Below are 19,523 nucleotides of genomic sequence, written 5' to 3'. Positions count from 1 at the left end.
AGTTAACTATGGGCGTTTCCGTTAAACGCATTGTCGTCACCGGGATGGGGATTGTCAGCCCGCTGGGCTGCGGCGTACAGCACGTCTGGCAGTCGCTGCTGGCAGGAAAGTCAGGGATCACCCGGCTCAGCGAGCAGCTGGTCGCGGATATTCCCTGCAAAGTGGCCGGCCAGGTGCCGTCCATTGACAGCGATCCGCTGCACGGCTTCGACCCGCTGGCGACCATCCCGGCGAAAGAGCGCAAAAAGATGGATCGCTTTATTGAGTTTGCGCTGGTCGCCGCCCGCGAAGCGCTGGCCCAGGCCGGTTGGTCGCCAGCATCCGAGGCCGAACAGGAACGCACCGCCACGGTGATCGCCACCGGGATCGGCGGGTTCAGCGAGATCGCCAATGCGGTACATACCACCGATGAACGCGGGCCGCGTCGCCTCTCGCCGTTCACCATCCCCTCTTTTCTGGCCAACCTGGCCGCCGGACATGTGTCTATCGCCCACGGCTTCCGGGGCCCCATCGGCGCGCCGGTCACCGCCTGTGCGGCAGGCGCCCAGGCCATTGGCGATGCAGCGCGGATGATCCGCAGCGGCGAGGCGGATATCGCCCTCTGCGGCGGCGCGGAAGCGGCGATTCATCGTGTTAGCCTGGCCGGGTTTGCCGCAGCGCGGGCGCTGTCCAGCGCCTCCAGCGACCAGCCGGAAGCCGCTTCCCGCCCCTTTGACCGTGACCGCGATGGTTTTGTGATGGGAGAAGGCGCGGGGCTTATCGTGATCGAGTCACTGGAGCACGCGCTGGCGCGCGGCGCCACGCCGCTGGCCGAGTTGGTGGGCTACGGCACCAGCGCAGATGCTTATCACCTGACCGCAGGCCCGGAAGACGGTAACGGCGCGCGTCGGGCCATGGAAACCGCCCTTCGCCAGGCCGGAGTGACCGTCGAAGAGATTGATCATATCAATGCCCACGCCACCTCAACGCAGGTCGGTGACAAGGGTGAGCTGGCGGCGATTAAAACGCTGTTTGGCGCCCATCCGGTCGCCATTACCTCGACGAAATCCGCCACCGGCCATCTGTTAGGCGCGGCCGGCGGGATTGAGGCCATCTTTACCATTCAGGCGCTGCGTGACCAGGTGGTGCCGCCGACGCTGAACCTGCATCACCCCGATGAAGACGCAGCAGGCCTGAACCTGGTGGCGCTGCAGGCCCGCCCGCAGAAAATGCGTTATGCGCTGTCAAACGGTTTTGGCTTTGGCGGCGTTAACGCCAGCCTGCTGCTGAAACGCTGGGAATAATCGTCAGCTCCCCCGCCGGCACTGGCCGGCGGGGGTAATCAGAACACGGACGCGCCACATGGATTAAATAAATTTAGCCTTATCTGCCCATGCAACAGGCACGCCCTGAGCGCATAACAGGGGTTCAAAACTGAGCAGCACCGCATCAGCAATGTTGTGCTCGATAAAAGGATCTTCCTGCAGAAAAGCGTGAATCAAGGGCTTATCGTTTCCGCGCATAAGAATGAACCCACCGGCATGATTATCAACAGGGCCGGCAAACAGAATTTTTCCTTCTTTAATTCCTCTCACCAGCCATTGCTTGTGTGCCTCAAGATGGGCTGAGATTTCCTCTTCCGAACTCAGGTATGTCAATGTTATCGCGTGCATCATGGCCTACACCTCATTAGCAAATCGTCGTTGTTGTTCTGAAAACTGATCTCAATGTCTGACTTATTTCTTTTAATTGCACATGTCTGAATAACGGGTTTCATGACTCCAGCTAACGCTGAATTTATTTTATGCTGAGCGCCGCCTGATTAATCAGTTCAGCGACCTGAGCGGGATGGGAAATCATGGACAGGTGACCGGAATTCATCCGCGAAATGTGGGCGCCCATCTCGTGGGCAAAACGCGCCTGGACCGACGTATTCAGCGCATGGTCATTTTCGGTGATCAGGTACCATGATGGCCTGCTATGCCAGGCGGCGGTCTCTATCTTTTCGCTGAAGGCGCCCGCGGCGATGGGCTGCTGCTGCGCCGCCAGAAGGCGTGCCTGTGATGCAGAAAGGTCATTCGCCATGATCTGATGAAAAGCATTCGCATCATCCAGCCAGATCAAGCCGTTTTTATCCGCCTGCATCCCCTCCATCGGCGCATTAAGCCGTGTCAGCGCATCGGCGACAGATTCACCTGAATCCGGCGCCAGAGCAGAAAGGTAGACCAGTCCCTTCACGTTTGGTGCATTACCTGCCTGGGTAATAACCGCGCCAGCCCATGAATGCCCCACCAGAAGAACGCCGCCCTTCTGACGCTCAAGGACACGTTCCGTCGCCGTCACATCATCCTGCAATGAGGTCAAGGGATTCTGCACGGCGGTGACGTGATAACCGTCAGCCTGAAGCAACGGGATAACGGCAGACCAGCTGGAGCCATCCGCAAACGCCCCGTGGACCAGAACAATGTTTTTAATATCCGTCGCCTCTGCCCGGAGAGGCGAGGCGAATGAGGTCATCAAAGACATAACGAATGCTCCCAGACGAATGTTTTTCTTAAGAAAATGGTTCATCGACTCTCACTCTACCGTTGACGTTAAAAGAACTTTGAACACTTTAACGCGCCAGGCTGAAACCTATAAAGTGTCTTAAAAGACAGGTATCATGCGAAATCAGACATAATTTTTACCAGGACTCACCATGCGAATTGCGTTACTGGCTATACCGGGCAGCATGAGATCGGCACTTGCCGGCATAGCCGACATGTTCTGGCTCGCCAATCAGATCATCGTCCAAAATCCGCAAGTCAACGCGGATATTGCACGGACATCACCGTTTTTTGAGGTCATGGTGGTCACCTCCGACGGTCTGCCAGTCATGGATGTTCAGGGGAGAAAAATCGTTAGCGAGGGCTCGTTCAATGATGCCGAACCTGTTGATCTGGTTATTGCCAGCGGTATGCAGCTTGACGAGCAGAAGCTTCCCCTCGCGCAAGAGGCCGTTACCGCTGCCGCAGAATGGATGAAAGAAAAATATCTCCAGGGCAGCTGCATTGCAGGGGCCTGCGCCGGTGGATTTATCCTGGGTGAAGCCGGGTTACTCAACGGACGCGCCTGTACCACAACCTGGTGGCTGTATCATACCTTGCGATCGCGATACCCTCTGGCGAAGCCCGTCTGGGGGAAAGTCATGGCAGAACAGGACAACATCATTACCACAGGAGGCCCGTTTTCGTGGATTGACCTGGTTATCTATATTGTTCGCAAATATGCGGGCAATGAGATTGCCAAACTGACGGCTGATATGGCCGTTGCGGATAGCCAGCCATTATCACAGCAGCTTTATGCGCCTGCCGGATTTCTTAATTCAAGGCATCCTCTTCTGATGAAGGCTGAACATCTGGTGCGTTATCAAAACCCAGGCATCACGGTAGATCAGCTGGCTGAGGCCTTGAACCTGACACCCCGTACTCTCAATCGCAAAATGATGGCGCTGATCCAGGAGAATCCGAAAAACTTTATCACGCGGGTTCGTATTGAAACGGCGACGCTTATGCTGGATATTCCTGGCAAAACGATTTCTCAGGTCGCCAACGCCTGCGGATATAGTGATGAGACCGCATTCAGGCGGGCTTTCAGTCGTGTCATGGGCATGTCGCCTGGGAATTACAAAGAGCGGATCAAAAATCAGACCCCATCGTCTTCATTATCCGCAAACAACCTCTCTCAGGTGGTCAGCAGGCATGATGCTTAGAAATCATCATCATGATGAATTCTTCACGCAATTATGAGGTGGCGCTCATTTTATGTGCATGGCGAGTCATATCCTGTGACTAATTCTCAGGAGGTAAAACCATGAAAAAGCTTCTGATATGTTGTTTGTTCGGCAACACCGCCAATTCTCTCGCCAAAAAGATACAGTTACTGGCGGAAAAAAAGGGCCATCCTCTCATTGTCAGCGCAGTGGGCCTGGAAAATTTTGCCAGCGTGGCGCCCGCTTTCGACGGATTTCTCGTTGCGCCACATATTCAGTATAAGGTCGCGGAGATAAGAGGGATCGTTGGCGACGCTCGTTCTATTGCGGTGATTGAAAGTCTGCCCTATGCCTCACTCGACGCGGAAAAAGTTTTCGCGTTTGTGATGGCGCAGATGCCTGAACTGGCAGTCTGACACCGAAGGCCGCCTCTTTTGCGCGGCCTTTTCTACGCATGTCGCCTTCTACCTGCCCTGTTGAGACGCTTCAGCCAGTAATGCCGCCTGTACAGCAGGACGGGCATTTATTATTTCCATGTACGACGATAGCGCTGGCCAGCGATCCAGAGGGATCGCGAAGAATTTGCACCATCCCAGCACCGTGAAGAGGTAGGCATCCGCCACGCTAAAGGATGACCCCGTCAGATAGTTTTTTTCGCTGAGCGTCGTCTGGAGAAAATCGAACCGTCGGAATAGCTTGTCCCGGAACATCGTTCTGACGTCTTCCGGCAGCGCGGGATTAAACAGCGGTGCCGAACCCGCGTGTATTTCACTGGTGATAAAGTTAAGCCATTCCTGCAGGCGCACCCTTTCCCAGCTGCCCGCGCGCGGCGCCAGGCCATATTCGGGTTTACGGTCGGCGAGGTACTGCACCATCGCCGGCCCCTCGGTGAGTATCTGCCCATCATCCAGCTCAAGCGCAGCAACATACCCTTTCGGGTTAATGGCGAGGAAGTCGCGACCATCAGCGGTGATCTTGCTTCTGTTGTTGACTTTCACCAGTTCAAACTCAAGGTTCAGCTCGCGCAGCACGATGTGCGGTGATAATGAACAGGTATCTGGCGCGTAATAGAGTTTCATCTAGTCTCCGTTAATGTGTAAAGCCGTCCGACAACGTCCTGAACGATCCTCTGCACACTGTATTTAACGCCGATCGCACTGTAAAATTAATGATATAGAAAAGAACTATTAGTTGAGCTACTGATAATCATGATGAATCTTTTACACTGGCGCCTGCTGGTGGCCGTGGCGGATGCTGGCAATATCTCACGCGCTGCCGAGGAGATAGGCATGACCCAGTCCGGCGCCAGCCAGGCCATTGCCCAACTGGAGGCTTCCCTGGGCTTTCCGGTATTTACCCGTGAGCGACGATACATCGGGATTACCGCCCTGGGTGAGCAGGTGGTTGAACATGCCAGAAACATGCTTTCGCAGCTGAACGCCATCCGCGAACTGGCTGATCGGGGCCGGAACGTCACCCGCGGTCGCATTCGGCTGGCCAGTTTTCCCTCCGTGACGTCTACCTTGTTGCCCGGCCTGCTGCGCGACGTTAAGCGCCTGCATCCGGGTATTGACGTTGTCGTGCTGGAAGGCTCTGACGAAGAAGTCGAAGCGTGGCTTGCCGCAGACACCGTTGAGCTTGGGGTAGTCATGAATCCCGTTCCCGGACGTGCAGAGGTGGTATTAGGACAGGATGCATGGGTCGCGGTCCTGCCCGCCAGCCATCGGCTGGCACAGCATGCGAGAGCTGATGGAATAACGCTAAAGGCGCTGGCGGACCAGCCCTTTGTTCTGGCGACGGGCGGCTGTGTCGTGAATGGCAAAAGCCTGATGGAAAAGGCCGGGTTGCAACTCTCTGATATCCGCGTGACGGTTCGCGACTGGATAAGCGCCTGTAAACTGGTCGGTGAAGAGATGGGCGTCGCGCTGGTACCGGAATCCGCCCTGCCGGAGACCTTGCGCAACCTGTGCGTGGCGCCAGTGACGCCGGCTATTCATCGTGAATTTGGGCTGGTTTGTTCGCCATCCGGATCGTCTTCTGATGCCACACAGGCGCTGCTTAATGCGCTACGTAAACGAAGATGAGCGCTCAAGCGTGAATCATCTCATCGCGATGGCATCAATCTCTAACCTCACTCCTGTTCCCAAACTAAAATTTTACTTTGAATACTTACTGAGTTTGCTGATATGTATGCCTAACCAGGTAAGTTCATCATTAGGAATAGCAATGGCGTAATTGCTTTTTATAAAGTCACGAATCACCTCAGCAACCACCATCGCTTTTGGATGGAAACGAATTAACTCATTATAGAAGTCGTCAGTTTCTTCTGTTGCAAGGCTATTATTTAATACCCTTTCAGCGAAATATCTTAAATGCGTAATAAACCTGGCATAGTGAATTGAATTAACATCAATATTTTGATTGAGTTTATAACGTACAATTTCAGCAATTCTGTTCACTAACTCTACTTGCTTATGTGCGTTAGTCTCATCAAATTGAAAAGTTGCATTGATAATATGAAAAGCAATGTGTACAGCCTCGTCATCAGGAAGGCTCACCGCAAACTTAGCTGATACCAAATCTCTTGCCAACTCGCCAATGCTATACTCTTTCTGATAGTACCGCTTTATTTCCCAGGTCAGTTTATTCGCAATGTTCGTATTTGTCTTACAGCGTTCAACAGCAAAATGCAAGTGTTCCGCGAGGGTGAATAATAAAACTGAATTAAGCTTTTCGCTGTAATGTGCTTGAGCCAGCTTGACAATTTCATGAGTGATCTCAAAGAAATCCGCGGGAATTGTGTCCGTTAGTGACAGATAATGTCGCGACTTGAGGGTATCCAAAGGCATAAAGACCTGTTCTACACTTTGCAAGTCGATAATTGTCCCTGGCTTGGTGTTAAAACCGATACCTTTGCCAAAGAGTATCATCTCTTTACCGTCATTTTCGGCAAGCAACATGCTGTTATTTAAGGACTTTTTAACTTTCATCTCAGTTCCCGCGGTAGCAATGATTAACTTAAATCAGTCCCGTTAGTCGCTATGACCTTGCGATACCAATAGAAGGAGTCCTTGCGTAACCGATTCAAAGAACCGTTCCCCTCGTCATCTTGATCTACATAAATAAAACCATAGCGTTTGGTCATTTGCGACGTTCCAGCACTAATAATATCAATTGTTCCCCAACTCGTATACCCTATTAAATCGACACCTTCTTTGACAGCTTCAATCATCTGCTCAAAATGCGCACGAAAATAATTAATACGGTAATCGTCATGTATCTTCCCATCAACCACTGTATCTTTTGCACCAAACCCATTTTCAACAATAAATAAAGGAATTTGATATCGATCGTAAAGCTCCAGTAGCGAAATTTTAAGCCCTACAGGATCTATTTGCCATCCCCATTCAGAAGCCGGTAGATGAGGGTTTTTTACACCCATGATAGTATTTCCTGCCGTGCGCTCTGCATCGGACTGAACAGATTCCGTGATGGACATATAATAGCTGAATGAAAGGAAATCTACAGTATAGCGACGTAACGTTTCCAAATCATCCGGCTGCATTTTTATCTTGATATTACGCAGTTCCAGGTCCCGCTTAATTAATGGTGGATATTCGCCTTTAATCTGAACATCTGAATAAAAATAGTTTTCGAGATTTTTTTTCAGAGTGGCTTCTACGTCAGCAGGATGACAGGTCAGTGGGTAAGTTGTTAACTTAGTAAGCATACATCCGACCTGGCTGCCAGGTATCTTTTCGTGGCAGTCTCTTGTCGCTAACGCCGAAGCAACAAACTGATGATGCAACGCCTGATAAATATCCTGCGTGCTTTCTCCTGGTTGACTTTTTTCTTCGCGGACACCCGCTGTCGTAAAAGGATGCCGATGAATGCTATCAATTTCGTTGAATGTTAACCAGTAACGTACCAAATTCTTATAACGGTCAAAGCATACATTTGAAAAGCGTACAAACGCATCAACAACATTTCGGTGGACCCAGCCATTATACTTCTCACTCAATGCTAATGGCATTTCATAATGTGAGAGCGTAACCAATGGTTCAATGCCAAGTCTGCGCATTTCAGTGAACATATTTTCATAGAACTGTAATCCCTTTTCATTCGGTTGCTCATCTTCACCTGTTGGGAAGATTCGTGACCATGCGATTGATACGCGCAGGACTTTTATACCCATTTCGGCAAAAAGCGCTAAGTCTTCTTTGTAACGATGATAAAAATCTATGCCTCTGCGTTTAGGGTAATTTTGATCATTCTTCCCCTCAAGCGCATCACTCACGTTTTGATCAGATACGGCCATATGGCCGGCATAGTCGCTTGTGCTCAAATGCGCCTTATAGGCAACTGCATCTGCAACAGAAGGCCCTTTGCCGTCAACGTTCCATGCACCCTCTGCCTGATTGGCTGCAATGGCTGCACCCCATAAAAAATTCTTGGGAAGAATAGATTTCGACATAATATCAAGCCTCTTTTAATGAAAAAATATTAAACTGCTGGAGTGTATTGGAATGATCGTTCGACGGCTTCATCATAAAACGATCGCTATTGGTAATAACCATTATTACGACTGGGTCATAACCCGCTTTAGTTATTTCATCAATATCAAATTCGATTAATAGTTCACCCGCTTTAACGTGTTGGCCATCTGTAATTTTCGGGTGAAAGCCTTGACCGTTCATTTGTATCGTATCAATTCCTATATGAAAGATAACCTCTACTCCATGGGTAGTCATCATGCTGGCTGCATGGCCACTTTCGAACACATGCTCAATAACGCCATCGGCAGGTGCATATAGTGCTCCCACAGTTGGAACGATAGCGATACCATCCCCCATGATTTTTGAAGAAAATACATCGTCGTTGACATCTGTCAGGGGGATGACTTTCCCTTCAACCGGACTGGTAAAGGTAAAGTCATTCATTAAGACTGGATTAGCAGTGGCTTCAGTCTTCTCAAATTTGGGCATTTCCTCCTCTGGATGGGGCGTTGCCGTTTTTTCTTTCCAGAAGAATAATGTTGATAAAAATGCCAGGCAGAATGAAACAAGTGCACCGATGATTGCATATATCAAACTGGTTGGATTATCCGGTGACGCAAAAATTGAGATACTGGCAAGGCTCGGCGCTACTATTGCATAAGCTGAGACCATCATAAATCCCATGAAGGATCCACCGACCATTGCACCCAACATCACAGAGATCAGTACTGGCCTATGCAGTAAAGTAATCCCGTAAAGTGCAGGTTCAGTAATGCCAAACAGAGCTGATATTCCAGAGGAAAGAGCAGTCCCTTTAAACATTTTATCTTTACTTTTTAGCGAAACGGCAAGGCAGGCTCCTGCTTCAGCGATATTGTGAGCTAAGGAAGCCGGGTTATACAAAGATTCTTTACCTGTTTGCCCCATTGACATTATGGCATAAGGGAGGAAAGGTTTATGCATACCGGCCGCTACAATAAATGGCAGTCCGCCCGCAAGTAAGCCTGTTGCGATGAATCCAAATTTGCCATGCATCCAAAGGATCAGATGCGTTAACAGAGAACCCATTTCAAAACCTAATGGGCCAAGGATAAGCAATGTGACGGGGACCGTCGTGACCAGCGATAACATGGGCGATAAGAAACCACGTAATGCATTAGGCGTATAACGATTGAAAAGAGATTCCGTTTGTGCATAAAAAATAACACAGAGAATTGCGGGAAACACCTGCGCTGCATAGGAGACGTTCGTAATGTCGAAAGTCATTAACGTTGCACCTTGTTTTGCCAGGGTAGTAAATGTGGGCAACAACAAGACTGAGACAGCAGTCAATGCAACTAATGGATTAACTTTAAGCTTATTCGCAGTAGTGATGGCGATAAGTAAGGGTAAAAAATAAATAGGCGCGGTTCCGATGCAGTCCAAAATTTGATATGTCGAACTGTCTTTAGTCAGCCATCCAGCCATATTCAAAATAATTAAAATGGATTTCAGCACGCCGCCACCTGCAATTGCAGGTATGAGTGGTTGAAAGATACTGATAACAAAATCAATCAACCATGCATTCCATTTCTTCTTGGTTCCTGGCTTCTGTTTTGCGTCAGCATCATTAGCCATTAACGATCTAATAGCATCAAACACTTTAACAACGTCTTTGCCAATGACTATCTGACACTGCACATTTGTCACGACACCCATTACCTCAGGTAATTTTTTGAGGTCAGATACTTCAACTTTAGCATTGTCATACAAGCTTAATCGCAATCTGGTTGAGCAATGTTCAATGTGTTCGATGTTACCTGCTCCACCGACTAATTTGAGAATTGAACGCCCAGTATTTAGATGATCCATAAGTTGCCTCATGAGCAAAAAAAAAGACCTGAAATTCTCACCCCAAAAGAGGGGGAGAATTTCAGGTCTTGCCTGCATTACCAGTTACACGCCTGTACTACATATTTGCCAACAATATACTATATACATAGTTACAGGCAATAAAATTAACCCATCTTTTATCAAAATGTGACAGTTATCACATAATAATCCTCGTAAATGACCACGATATAAAAATCCTCCCGAGAATATTTTCCTCCTGTATTATATTTGCTTTATCTTAACCGATAGTTACCACCACACCTCAGCTTGAGCGCCAATAGACAATTGATCTTTTTTATTATCGTTGAATTGATAATTCGATATCTCGTTCTGGTTTGCCCGGATATACGTTGTATAGAAACGAATTTCTGGCCTTGAGGTTAGGATTGATGTATTAACTTTAAGCGCATGATACAATGTTGTTTTGTAACCTGATTCACTATATGTCTGCTCTTGAGTTTTGTTATCCTGTCTAAACCATCCGAGTTCTACCCCGGTCTGGTTGAATTTATCCCAGATATAAGCAGGACGGATGACACTTCGATAACTTTCAAAATCTGTATGAGCACCAGTATCATAGCTAAATATATCATTACCATTTGAATATACTAGTGCGTGTGCAATAATAGTGTTTCCCGTGGGGTAAAATTCCCCTTGAGAAATTATTCTGAATGCCTTGCCATTTGTGTGATTTCCATAATAGTTATCACCACTCCCAAATGTTGGATTTGCTCCAGAAATTTTTGCAAAAGAACTGGCAATAGAATTATCGGCAGCTTGCAGGGTTAATTCGTCATAACCCCCTGCGTCAAACTTCTGCCTTAAAATCGCACCTACCAGCCAGGCATCTTTTACATGATAATACTGACCATCAGCCTCTCCTGACTTCACGACATCTGATTTGTTTGCCATGTTATAGCGACCATCAAGTTCTAATGTTGCCTTGTCCCATAAGGGAATTTCACGATAACGTATATCAAGCGCATTCGTATTGATCTGTAATGAATTTCCTGATGTATCATAATCAAGAGCGCGCGCGTTCAGGTCTTGCCGCACTACAGCAACGTTAAATTTGCCTGGACCCATTTTCCAGTTTTCTATACCGAGCCCTGCTCCGCTTTCTGTTCTGACGCTTTTCCAGTCAAGCATCTGTATCTCATACTTAGGCAGATAGTGCTTACCTACCCAAAAATCAGCTTCAGGGGCAAAATTAAGAAATCCCTTCGTCGTGAGATAGATATCAGAAAATTGTAAGTTACTCTCGGCATCTTTATCAAAGACTGCATTGTTGTATTGCTCACCCACATTACCATCCAGCATAACGACAGCATGTGCAGTTCTACCATCCTGGTCGTACACTTTCTGCTTGAGTTGAAGATCGAACCATGAGGTATATTCATTGCCGAAACGGCCAAGAGATCCAATAGCATATTCTTTTGGCGATCCATGATTAGCCGTTCCCCAACCAGAACGGAAATAACCATTGTACGAAAATCCAATATCGTTTTTAACAAAGTCACTAATTTCTTTCAATGTAAGATCATTATTAACTTTAGTCGTGGCACTATTGCCTGTTTTGTTGCTAGTACTCGATGCTGCAACAATAGTTGAAGTGGCAGAATTTGTTGTTGGCTGGCTTTTTTCATCTACTGAGTTGACTGTGTTTCTGTTTGTTTTATCAGCTTGCTTATACCTGGTTAATTCTGCTTTTGTGCTTTTTAATTCTGCAGTGTTTTCCTGGAGTTGTTTCTCAAGCAAAGCCAGTCTCTCTTCCACTGTTAAACTCTGTCCATAAGCATTGCTGAACATGGCAGAGATAAGGCAAAATAGAATAGTCTTGTTCATATTTTAAAATTCTCATATAAAATACAGGGGTAAAAGCGCATATTAAAATAAAATTATGCCCCGCCTTTCCAGGTTGAAATATATATGGTAAGCAAGCGTATTTAGCCTGATTATTTCATAGCTATTTAACTCCAGTGAAACGGAGCGATTCTTATCATTAATCTTGTTTTTGGAAATAAAAAATGCTTTCAAAATTATTTTATTGTTGTAGCTCCTTTAACAGTGCTGATTCGCAACGTGAACGGATACTTCTCTTGCCTTATCTCGTCACAACAGTTCTGTTGTTACAAATGCACGCAGATGACCGCCCTTCCCGATAAAAGTAAGCCTGACGCCATTTGGATTGTCCGGAGCAGAAAGTTTTTTGTCATTTAAGCTGAGTCGTAGCCGGGAAAACAATGTTAAATATGTTCAAAATTGCTTGCCACGCCGTTCAATTTACGTATTTTCTGCGCTGTTTTTTTGGAATCCATTTGCTACCTCAAATGCAAAAAAAAAGACCTGAGATGAACAATGAATAGGTCTAAATTCATCGCTCATCTCAGGTCTTGCCTGCTTTACCAGTTACACGCCTGTCGTTCTGCCTGTGTATTTAAATATTTTGTAGGAGTTTTTTACAATAGCTTACTTTGATATTTTTTAAAAATGTGACATACCTTACAAATTTCAACCGTTGCCGGAAGCAAATTAAACGACCTTTCTCAATAGCAAAAGCGGGATAAACCCTACGCGCACCGGGTTTTTGTCCCTGATAATATGCCCATGGTATTGCCGTGTAACACCTGAAGAGTGCCAGGATATTTCTGGCATTCTTCAGAGAGAGCATCTGAACTGCCTGGGCTTATGTGTTAGCGTTTTCCTGCTGCCTGGGGATTTTCGCCGTTGCGGCTTTTGACCTGCTGCTGGAGTAAATGAAGAACAGCGCGATACCCAGGCAGACAATGGCGCCGAGACGGCTCATCGAGAATGGAATCGACGCATTGCCCAGCCAGCCGAAGTTATCGATCAGCATGCTCATGGTTAACTGGCCAAAAATGACAGCGACCGTAGCAACTGCCGCGCCAATACGCTGGACGGCCAGTACCATAATGACGATATACGGTACGCCAAACATTGCGCCCAGCAGTTGCCATTTAGGTACGTCCATCAACGTCAGGGTGTGTTTGGGTTCGAAGAAAAAGATCAGCAACCCCGTCACCAGTGCGCCGACAGAAAATGTCAGGAACGCGCTTTTGAATACGCCGACCTTGCTGCCCAGCTGGCCATTGATAGCCGCCTGGATACTCAGCATGGCGCCACCGGCGACGGCAAGAAGAATCATGATAATAGTCATAAAGTTAATTTAACCCTGTGCAACCATAACCAGCGCTGCAATGATGAAAATCAGCGCAATAATACGTTTACTGTCAATTTTCCTGTGCGACGTACCGAGCAGGCCGAAGTGATCGATAATCAGGCTCTTGAACACCTGGCCTGCCAGGATGCCAATCATAGTCATGGCGATGCCGATTGCCGGCGTTACCACGGTCAGGATGATGACGTAAATCGGCCCAAGCACGCCGCCAAGTAGCTGCCACGCTGGTTGCGCAAAGAATGACGGGCTGTTACGCGGGCTGAAAAAAAGCATCAGCAGGAAGGTCAGCGCCGCGCCCACGCCAAATATGCTGAAGGTCGCCCAGAGGTCACCGACCTCCCCACCCAGTGGCCCGAGCAATCCTGCCTCTATGGACAGTCCCATGCCTCCGGCAATGACGATAAAAATCAATATTAGTTGCATAGCAATCAATCTCCCGTAGTCCAGGCGGAGAAGATTACGACTTAACATGGATGTGAAAAATGCCATAATGAGATAAACACCTGTGCAGGATATGCATTAATGAGTGAGCTTGGGAACATCAGTATTCGCGCCCTGCTGATTTTTATAGACGTTTATGAAACGCAGAATTTCTCGGTGGTGGCACGGCGGGAAGGGATATCAGCCTCTCAGGTTTCGCGCGTCATCCATCAGATGGAGGATGTGCTCGGGCAGCAGCTTTTTTACCGCAATACCCGGGCGATAATCCCGACGGAAAGCGGCCATCTTTTTATCCGCTATGCGCGAGCGATGACGGGCAGCATGGAGGAGGCGCGGCGGGAACTCAACGAGAGAATGCTTGAGCCTTCCGGAATGGTCCGCATAAACGCACCGGTATTCTTTGGACAACGCCATGTCGCACCCGCGTTACCCGGCCTGACGGAGCGATATCCGAAGCTCAGTATTGAGCTTACGCTGACGGATGATTACATCGATCCGCACCGGGAGCCGGCTGACGTGATTTTCCGGATTGGCGTGCTGACGGATTCCGCCTTTCATGCGCGCGTGTTTGGCCAGCAGTTCTATCATCTTGCCGCGTCACCGGATTACATCCGCCGGCACGGCATGCTGGGATCACCCGAAGAGCTCGCGCGGCATAAATGCCTGGTCTATCGCGGTTCGTCAGGACCAAACCAATGGCTGCTGCGCAGGCGCGGAGAGGAATGGGTGCACTACCCCGTCTCGCCCCTGATGTCATCGAATAATGCTGAAACCCTGCTGATTGCCGCACTTGGGGGGATGGGGATTGTGCTGTTTCCTGACTGGCTGATTGGAGACCGGCTGAAGAGCGGCGAGCTTGTCGGGCTGCTGCCGGAACTGGATAGGTCCATAAAAACGGAGCCACAGCACATCGCGGCAATCTATCCGAATGCCCGCCACCCTCCGCTGAACGTTCGGGCGATTATCGATTACTACATAGACGCGTTCGGTTCACCGCTTTACTGGCAGTCTCAATAAGTTCTGCAACTTTATTGCTCGTCTTGAATTTTGCTTCCTGCTTATGACTGAAGTGAGTGGAGTCTTAAACCTGGTATTGCTGTATCAATGGCAAATCAGCAATAAGTGATGAAACATTTAGCTTCCTGAGAGAAACAATAGTTGCAGGTAAAATAGTTCGATTTTGCCTGCAAATTTTCCTCTACTGTCAACGATATTGTCCAGCGCCTCCCCTTTTCGCCCTTAAAAATCCACTTTCTATACCCGTAAGCCGTTTCGTCATTAAATTCCATTGCCAACAACTTATTTGGCTCATGCTGCTTTCTTTCGTGAAACTTTTGCACTGTTTTTGCTCACCAAGATTCACATTGTCTCCTTTTAGTGCTCAAGAGTGAGTGTAACTTACTCGCTGATTCAGATTATGCGCAAATCCTCCTGTAAATTCAGTGATATGAAGGCATGGCATCAAATTTGCTTAAGCCAAAATGGCAGACCGCCACATGAAAAATGCACGGTACAGTGCCCAACACAACCACATAACACCACGACTTATCCACACAGGATGATTTATGAAAAAAATAATGTTCTCCACACTGGTCGCCGCGGCTTCTCTGTTCGCTGTCGCGCAGCAAGCGCATGCGGGTACCACGCTGGATGCAATTAAGAAAAAAGGGTTTGTTCAGTGCGGTATCAGTGATGGTTTACCGGGCTTCTCTTATGCAGATGCGAGCGGCAAATTCACCGGTATTGATGTCGATATCTGCCGTGCTACGGCAGCGGCAGTGTTTGGCGATGCCAGCAAGGTCAAATATACCCCGCTGACGGCCAAAGAGCGTTTTACCGCCCTGCAATCAGGTGAAGTGGATATTCTGTCGCGTAATACAACCTGGACTTCTTCGCGCGATGGCGGGATGGGGTTCTTGTTCGCGGGGGTTAACTACTATGACGGCATTGGCTTCCTGACCCATAAAAAAGCGGGTCTCAAAAGCGCTAAAGAATTGGATGGCGCCACCGTATGTATCCAGGCCGGTACGGATACTGAACTGAACGTGGCTGATTACTTCAAAGCCAACAAAATGCAATACACACCAGTGACCTTTGATCGCTCTGACGAGTCCGCAAAAGCCCTCGACAGCGGTCGTTGCGATACGCTGGCTTCCGACCAGTCTCAACTGTATGCGCTGCGTATTAAGCTGGGCAAACCGGATGAATTTGTTGTTCTGCCAGAAGTGATTTCAAAAGAGCCGCTGGGTCCAGTGGTTCGCCGTGGAGATGACGACTGGTTCACCATCGTTAAATGGTCTCTGTACGCCATGCTGAACGCAGAAGAGATGGGTATCACGTCGAAAAACGTTGAGCAGATGGCGGCAAAACCGTCTAACCCTGACATTGCTCACCTCCTGGGGGCTGAAGGTGACTTTGGCAAAGATCTGAAGCTCGACAACAAATGGGCGTTCAACATTATTAAACAGGTGGGTAACTACCAGGAAAGTTTTGACCGCAACGTCGGTAAAGACAGTGCTCTGAAAATCGCGCGTGGACAGAATGCGCTCTGGAACCAGGGCGGCATCCAGTACGCACCGCCGGTACGTTAATTCTGCCTTCCAGACGGCTACCGCCCCTCGCGGGGGGTAGCCGATGCGCTTTTTTTAATGAGGTTTCAACATGTCTCAACGCCCAACCGTGAAAAGGGATTTTTCGTTCGGTAACCCCACGGTTCGCGCCTGGCTTTACCAGATGGCCGCCATCATAGCCGTGCTTGCTATTGTGGGATATCTGATCCACAACACGGTGATCAACCTTGCCAATCGCGGTATTACCTCCGGTTTTGGTTTTCTTGAGCGAAGCGCCGGTTTCGGTATCGTCCAGCATCTGATTGATTATACGGAAGGCGATACCTATGCTCGCGTCTTTCTCGTGGGGTTAACCAACACCCTGCTGGTTTCCGCGCTATGCATTGTTTTCGCTTCTGTTCTTGGGTTCTTCATCGGCCTCGCGCGGCTATCGGATAACTGGTTGCTGCGAAGGCTATCGACCATCTACATCGAAACATTCCGTAATATTCCGCCCTTGTTGCAAATTTTCTTCTGGTACTTCGCCGTGCTGCGTAATTTACCTGGTCCGCGAGAAGCATTGAGCGCATTCGACCTGGCATTTGTCAGCAACCGCGGTCTGTACATCCCCTGGCCTACCTACGCACCTGGCAGCTGGCCGTTCGTTATTGCGCTGGTTTTGGCGATCGCTGGTAGCGTCGGTTTACGGCATTACAATCGTCAACATCAGTTGAAAACCGGCCAGTTGCGGCGAACATGGCCGATTGCGGCGGCAATGATCGTTCTCTTCCCGCTGATTGCCCATATCCTGTTTGGCGCGGCCACTCACTGGGATATCCCACAGCTGCGCGGGTTTAACTTCCGTGGCGGATTCGTGATGATACCGGAACTGGCATCGTTGACGTTGGCGCTGTCGATCTACACCTCTTCATTTATTGCCGAAGTCATTCGCTCCGGTATCCAGTCTGTTCCACATGGACAGAATGAAGCGGCCCGTTCGCTGGGTTTGCCGAATCCCGTAACGATGCGGCAGGTGATTATCCCGCAGGCGATGCGGGTCATCATTCCCCCGCTGACCAGTCAGTACCTCAACATTGTAAAAAACTCCTCACTGGCGGCTGCGATCGGCTACCCGGATATGGTTTCGCTGTTTGCCGGTACGGTACTGAATCAGACAGGTCAGGCTATCGAGACGATTGCCATCACCATGGCAGTGTACCTGCTTATCAGTCTGATGATTTCGCTGCTGATGAACCTCTACAACCGCAAAATTGCGCTGGTTGAGCGTTAAGAGAACGGAATGACTATGTTTGCTACCACACATGAAACACCGCCAGTCCCCACCAGCCCGGTGCGTAAAGCCTGGCGCTGGGCACGGAAAAATCTGTTCTCCAGCGGGTTCAATACGCTGCTGACACTGTTGTGCCTGTGGATTATCTGCAACATTATACCGCCAGCGCTAAACTGGCTGGTATTTCAGGCTAACTGGATGGGCACCACCCGTGCAGACTGTACCAAAGAAGGCGCCTGCTGGGTGTTCATCCATGCACGCTTTGGCCAGTTTATGTATGGGCTGTATCCGCATGAACTGCGCTGGCGCATTAATCTCGCTCTGATAATCGGCGTGCTGTCGATTATCCCGATGTTTATCAAGTCGATGCCGCGCCGGGGCCGTTATATCGCCTGTTGGGCCGTGATCTATCCTCTTATGGTCTGGTTCCTGATGTACGGCGGGTTTTTCGGCCTCGAACGTGTTGAAACCCGCCAGTGGGGGGGCCTGACGCTGACATTAATTATCGCCTCTGTCGGGATTGCCGGCGCGTTGCCATTGGGGATTTTACTGGCGCTGGGACGGCGGTCAACGATGCCGGTGGTTCGTACCTTGTCGGTCATCTTTATTGAATTCTGGCGAGGCGTGCCGCTGATTACCGTGCTGTTTATGTCATCGGTGATGCTGCCGCTGTTTATGGCCGAAGGGAGCACTATCGATAAGCTGGTGCGCGCTCTGGTCGGGGTGATTCTGTTCCAGTCGGCCTACATTGCCGAAGTCGTGCGTGGGGGGCTACAGGCGCTTCCCAAAGGACAGTATGAAGCGGCGGAATCGCTGGCGCTGGGCTACTGGAAAACGCAGGTTCTGGTTATTCTCCCCCAGGCGCTCAAGCTCACCATCCCGGGGCTGGTAAACACGATAATCGCGCTATTTAAAGACACCAGTCTGGTGATCATCATTGGACTGTTCGATCTGTTCAGTAGCGTACAGCAGGCAACGGTAGATCCTGCCTGGCTGGGTATGTCGACAGAGGGGTATGTTTTCGCAGCCCTCGTCTATTGGATTTTCTGTTTTAGCATGTCGCGCTACAGCCAGTATCTGGAAAAGCGCTTTCACACCGGGCGCAAATCGCACTGAGGTTTTACATGACACATACTATGATTAATTCTGCTGACGCCATGATGATTACGCTCGAAAATGTGAATAAATGGTACGGTCAGTTTCACGTTTTGAAAGATATTAACCTGCAGGTGAAACCTCGTGAACGCATTGTTCTTTGCGGGCCTTCAGGATCGGGTAAGTCGACCACGATTCGTTGCATCAACCACCTGGAAGAACACCAGCAAGGGCGGATCGTCGTTGATGGCATTCATCTGAACGATGATGTCCGCAACATAGAACGCGTACGCACTGAAGTCGGCATGGTATTTCAACACTTTAATCTGTTCCCCCACCTGACCGTTTTGCAGAACTGTACCCTGGCGCCGACCTGGGTACGGAAGATGCCGGCGAAAGAAGCGGAAGCGCTGGCAATGCACTATCTGCAACGTGTCCGTATTGCGGAACATGCGCATAAATTTCCCGGGCAGCTGTCGGGGGGTCAACAGCAACGTGTGGCGATCGCCCGTTCTTTGTGCATGAAACCCAAAATCATGTTGTTCGATGAGCCTACCTCAGCACTTGATCCGGAGATGGTCAAAGAAGTGCTCGATACAATGATTGGCCTGGCGGAAGATGGTATGACTATGTTGTGCGTCACGCATGAAATGGGTTTTGCCCGTACGGTGGCCGATCGGGTGATCTTCATGGACCGCGGTGAGATTGTCGAACAGGCGCCGCCACAGGAATTTTTCTCCCATCCAAAATCAGAACGTACCCGTACGTTTTTGTCGCAGGTTATACACTAAACGCCCAGGGTTACTTCCAATTTTCCCCCTCCGCTCTCGCTGAGGGGGAAATATTAGTG

Annotated in this window: 18 protein-coding genes; 9 read left to right on the top strand and 9 right to left on the bottom strand. The window is 49.2% G+C overall.

Annotated elements, in window-relative coordinates; all coding sequences use genetic code 11:
• The first annotated feature begins 8 nt into the window (after nt 1-8).
• The gene (gene fabF / locus CWM57_RS02535) at nt 9-1,283 is read left to right on the top strand and encodes a beta-ketoacyl-ACP synthase II (protein ID WP_100630493.1); all 1,275 of its coding nucleotides are present in this window, start codon (nt 9-11) and stop codon (nt 1,281-1,283) included.
• Nucleotides 1,284-1,346: 63 nt separating this feature from the next.
• Here fabF and CWM57_RS02530 read toward each other — a convergent pair whose 3' ends face one another.
• Together CWM57_RS02530 and CWM57_RS02525 are read right to left on the bottom strand one after the other, a co-directional pair.
• Nucleotides 1,347-1,655, bottom strand: a complete 309-nt coding sequence (locus tag CWM57_RS02530) for a YciI family protein (protein ID WP_064179717.1) — start codon at nt 1,653-1,655, stop codon at nt 1,347-1,349.
• A 121-nt stretch (nt 1,656-1,776) separates the two neighbouring features.
• The gene (locus CWM57_RS02525; protein WP_100675561.1) at nt 1,777-2,505 is read right to left on the bottom strand and encodes an alpha/beta fold hydrolase; all 729 of its coding nucleotides are present in this window, start codon (nt 2,503-2,505) and stop codon (nt 1,777-1,779) included.
• Between the two features lie 172 nt (nt 2,506-2,677).
• Between CWM57_RS02525 and CWM57_RS02520 the strand changes: the two genes are divergently transcribed.
• Entirely contained in the window at nt 2,678-3,730 is a 1,053-nt protein-coding gene (locus CWM57_RS02520; RefSeq protein WP_100675560.1) for a GlxA family transcriptional regulator, read from the top strand.
• 101 nt (nt 3,731-3,831) lie between these two features.
• Nucleotides 3,832-4,146, top strand: a complete 315-nt coding sequence (locus CWM57_RS02515) for a PTS sugar transporter subunit IIB (RefSeq protein WP_012968173.1) — start codon at nt 3,832-3,834, stop codon at nt 4,144-4,146.
• Nucleotides 4,147-4,194: 48 nt separating this feature from the next.
• On the opposite strand, the gene gstA is transcribed toward CWM57_RS02515, so the two are convergent.
• Nucleotides 4,195-4,809: a glutathione transferase GstA gene (gene gstA / locus CWM57_RS02510; protein WP_100630499.1), complete on the bottom strand. Its 615-nt coding sequence runs from the start codon at nt 4,807-4,809 to the stop codon at nt 4,195-4,197.
• A gap of 129 nt (nt 4,810-4,938) precedes the next feature.
• On the opposite strand from gstA, the gene CWM57_RS02505 reads away from it, so the two are divergent.
• Nucleotides 4,939-5,814, top strand: coding sequence for a LysR family transcriptional regulator (locus CWM57_RS02505; RefSeq protein ID WP_100630501.1), 876 nt, complete (start codon nt 4,939-4,941; stop codon nt 5,812-5,814).
• Nucleotides 5,815-5,886: 72 nt separating this feature from the next.
• Here CWM57_RS02505 and CWM57_RS02500 read toward each other — a convergent pair whose 3' ends face one another.
• The 6 genes from CWM57_RS02500 to CWM57_RS02475 all read right to left on the bottom strand — a co-directional run bounded on the left by CWM57_RS02500 (nt 5,887) and on the right by CWM57_RS02475 (nt 13,720).
• The gene (locus tag CWM57_RS02500) at nt 5,887-6,720 is read right to left on the bottom strand and encodes a PRD domain-containing protein (protein ID WP_004205815.1); all 834 of its coding nucleotides are present in this window, start codon (nt 6,718-6,720) and stop codon (nt 5,887-5,889) included.
• Nucleotides 6,721-6,743: 23 nt separating this feature from the next.
• Entirely contained in the window at nt 6,744-8,204 is a 1,461-nt protein-coding gene (locus CWM57_RS02495) for a glycoside hydrolase family 1 protein (RefSeq protein ID WP_100675559.1), read from the bottom strand.
• Nucleotides 8,205-8,208: 4 nt separating this feature from the next.
• Nucleotides 8,209-10,077 (bottom strand): beta-glucoside-specific PTS transporter subunit IIABC, encoded by a 1,869-nt coding sequence (locus tag CWM57_RS02490; protein ID WP_100675773.1) that lies wholly within the window; start codon nt 10,075-10,077, stop codon nt 8,209-8,211.
• A 270-nt stretch (nt 10,078-10,347) separates the two neighbouring features.
• Nucleotides 10,348-11,943, bottom strand: a complete 1,596-nt coding sequence (locus CWM57_RS02485; RefSeq protein ID WP_100675558.1) for a carbohydrate porin — start codon at nt 11,941-11,943, stop codon at nt 10,348-10,350.
• Nucleotides 11,944-12,784: 841 nt separating this feature from the next.
• Nucleotides 12,785-13,276, bottom strand: coding sequence for a DMT family transporter (locus CWM57_RS02480; protein ID WP_074385797.1), 492 nt, complete (start codon nt 13,274-13,276; stop codon nt 12,785-12,787).
• 9 nt (nt 13,277-13,285) lie between these two features.
• Complete coding sequence (locus CWM57_RS02475; protein ID WP_085334002.1) at nt 13,286-13,720, bottom strand: DMT family transporter; 435 nt, start codon at nt 13,718-13,720, stop codon at nt 13,286-13,288.
• 99 nt (nt 13,721-13,819) lie between these two features.
• Here CWM57_RS02475 and CWM57_RS02470 point away from each other — a divergent pair, with 99 nt between their 5' ends.
• From CWM57_RS02470 to CWM57_RS02445, 5 genes are all read left to right on the top strand, one after another.
• Complete coding sequence (locus CWM57_RS02470) at nt 13,820-14,755, top strand: LysR family transcriptional regulator (RefSeq protein ID WP_074385796.1); 936 nt, start codon at nt 13,820-13,822, stop codon at nt 14,753-14,755.
• 548 nt (nt 14,756-15,303) lie between these two features.
• A complete protein-coding gene (locus CWM57_RS02460) occupies nt 15,304-16,329 on the top strand; it encodes an amino acid ABC transporter substrate-binding protein (protein WP_061154523.1) in 1,026 nt (341 codons plus the stop codon).
• Nucleotides 16,330-16,399: 70 nt separating this feature from the next.
• A complete protein-coding gene (locus CWM57_RS02455) occupies nt 16,400-17,578 on the top strand; it encodes an amino acid ABC transporter permease (protein ID WP_100675557.1) in 1,179 nt (392 codons plus the stop codon).
• Between the two features lie 15 nt (nt 17,579-17,593).
• Complete coding sequence (locus CWM57_RS02450) at nt 17,594-18,694, top strand: amino acid ABC transporter permease (protein ID WP_074385793.1); 1,101 nt, start codon at nt 17,594-17,596, stop codon at nt 18,692-18,694.
• A gap of 8 nt (nt 18,695-18,702) precedes the next feature.
• Nucleotides 18,703-19,464, top strand: coding sequence for an amino acid ABC transporter ATP-binding protein (locus tag CWM57_RS02445; RefSeq protein WP_061154520.1), 762 nt, complete (start codon nt 18,703-18,705; stop codon nt 19,462-19,464).
• Nucleotides 19,465-19,523 lie beyond the last annotated feature (59 nt).

This window comes from Klebsiella sp. G-Nf4 (assembly GCF_002810615.1).
In the GTDB taxonomy this organism is placed as follows: domain Bacteria; phylum Pseudomonadota; class Gammaproteobacteria; order Enterobacterales; family Enterobacteriaceae; genus Klebsiella; species Klebsiella variicola.
This window is presented reverse-complemented; position numbering and strand designations above follow the sequence as displayed.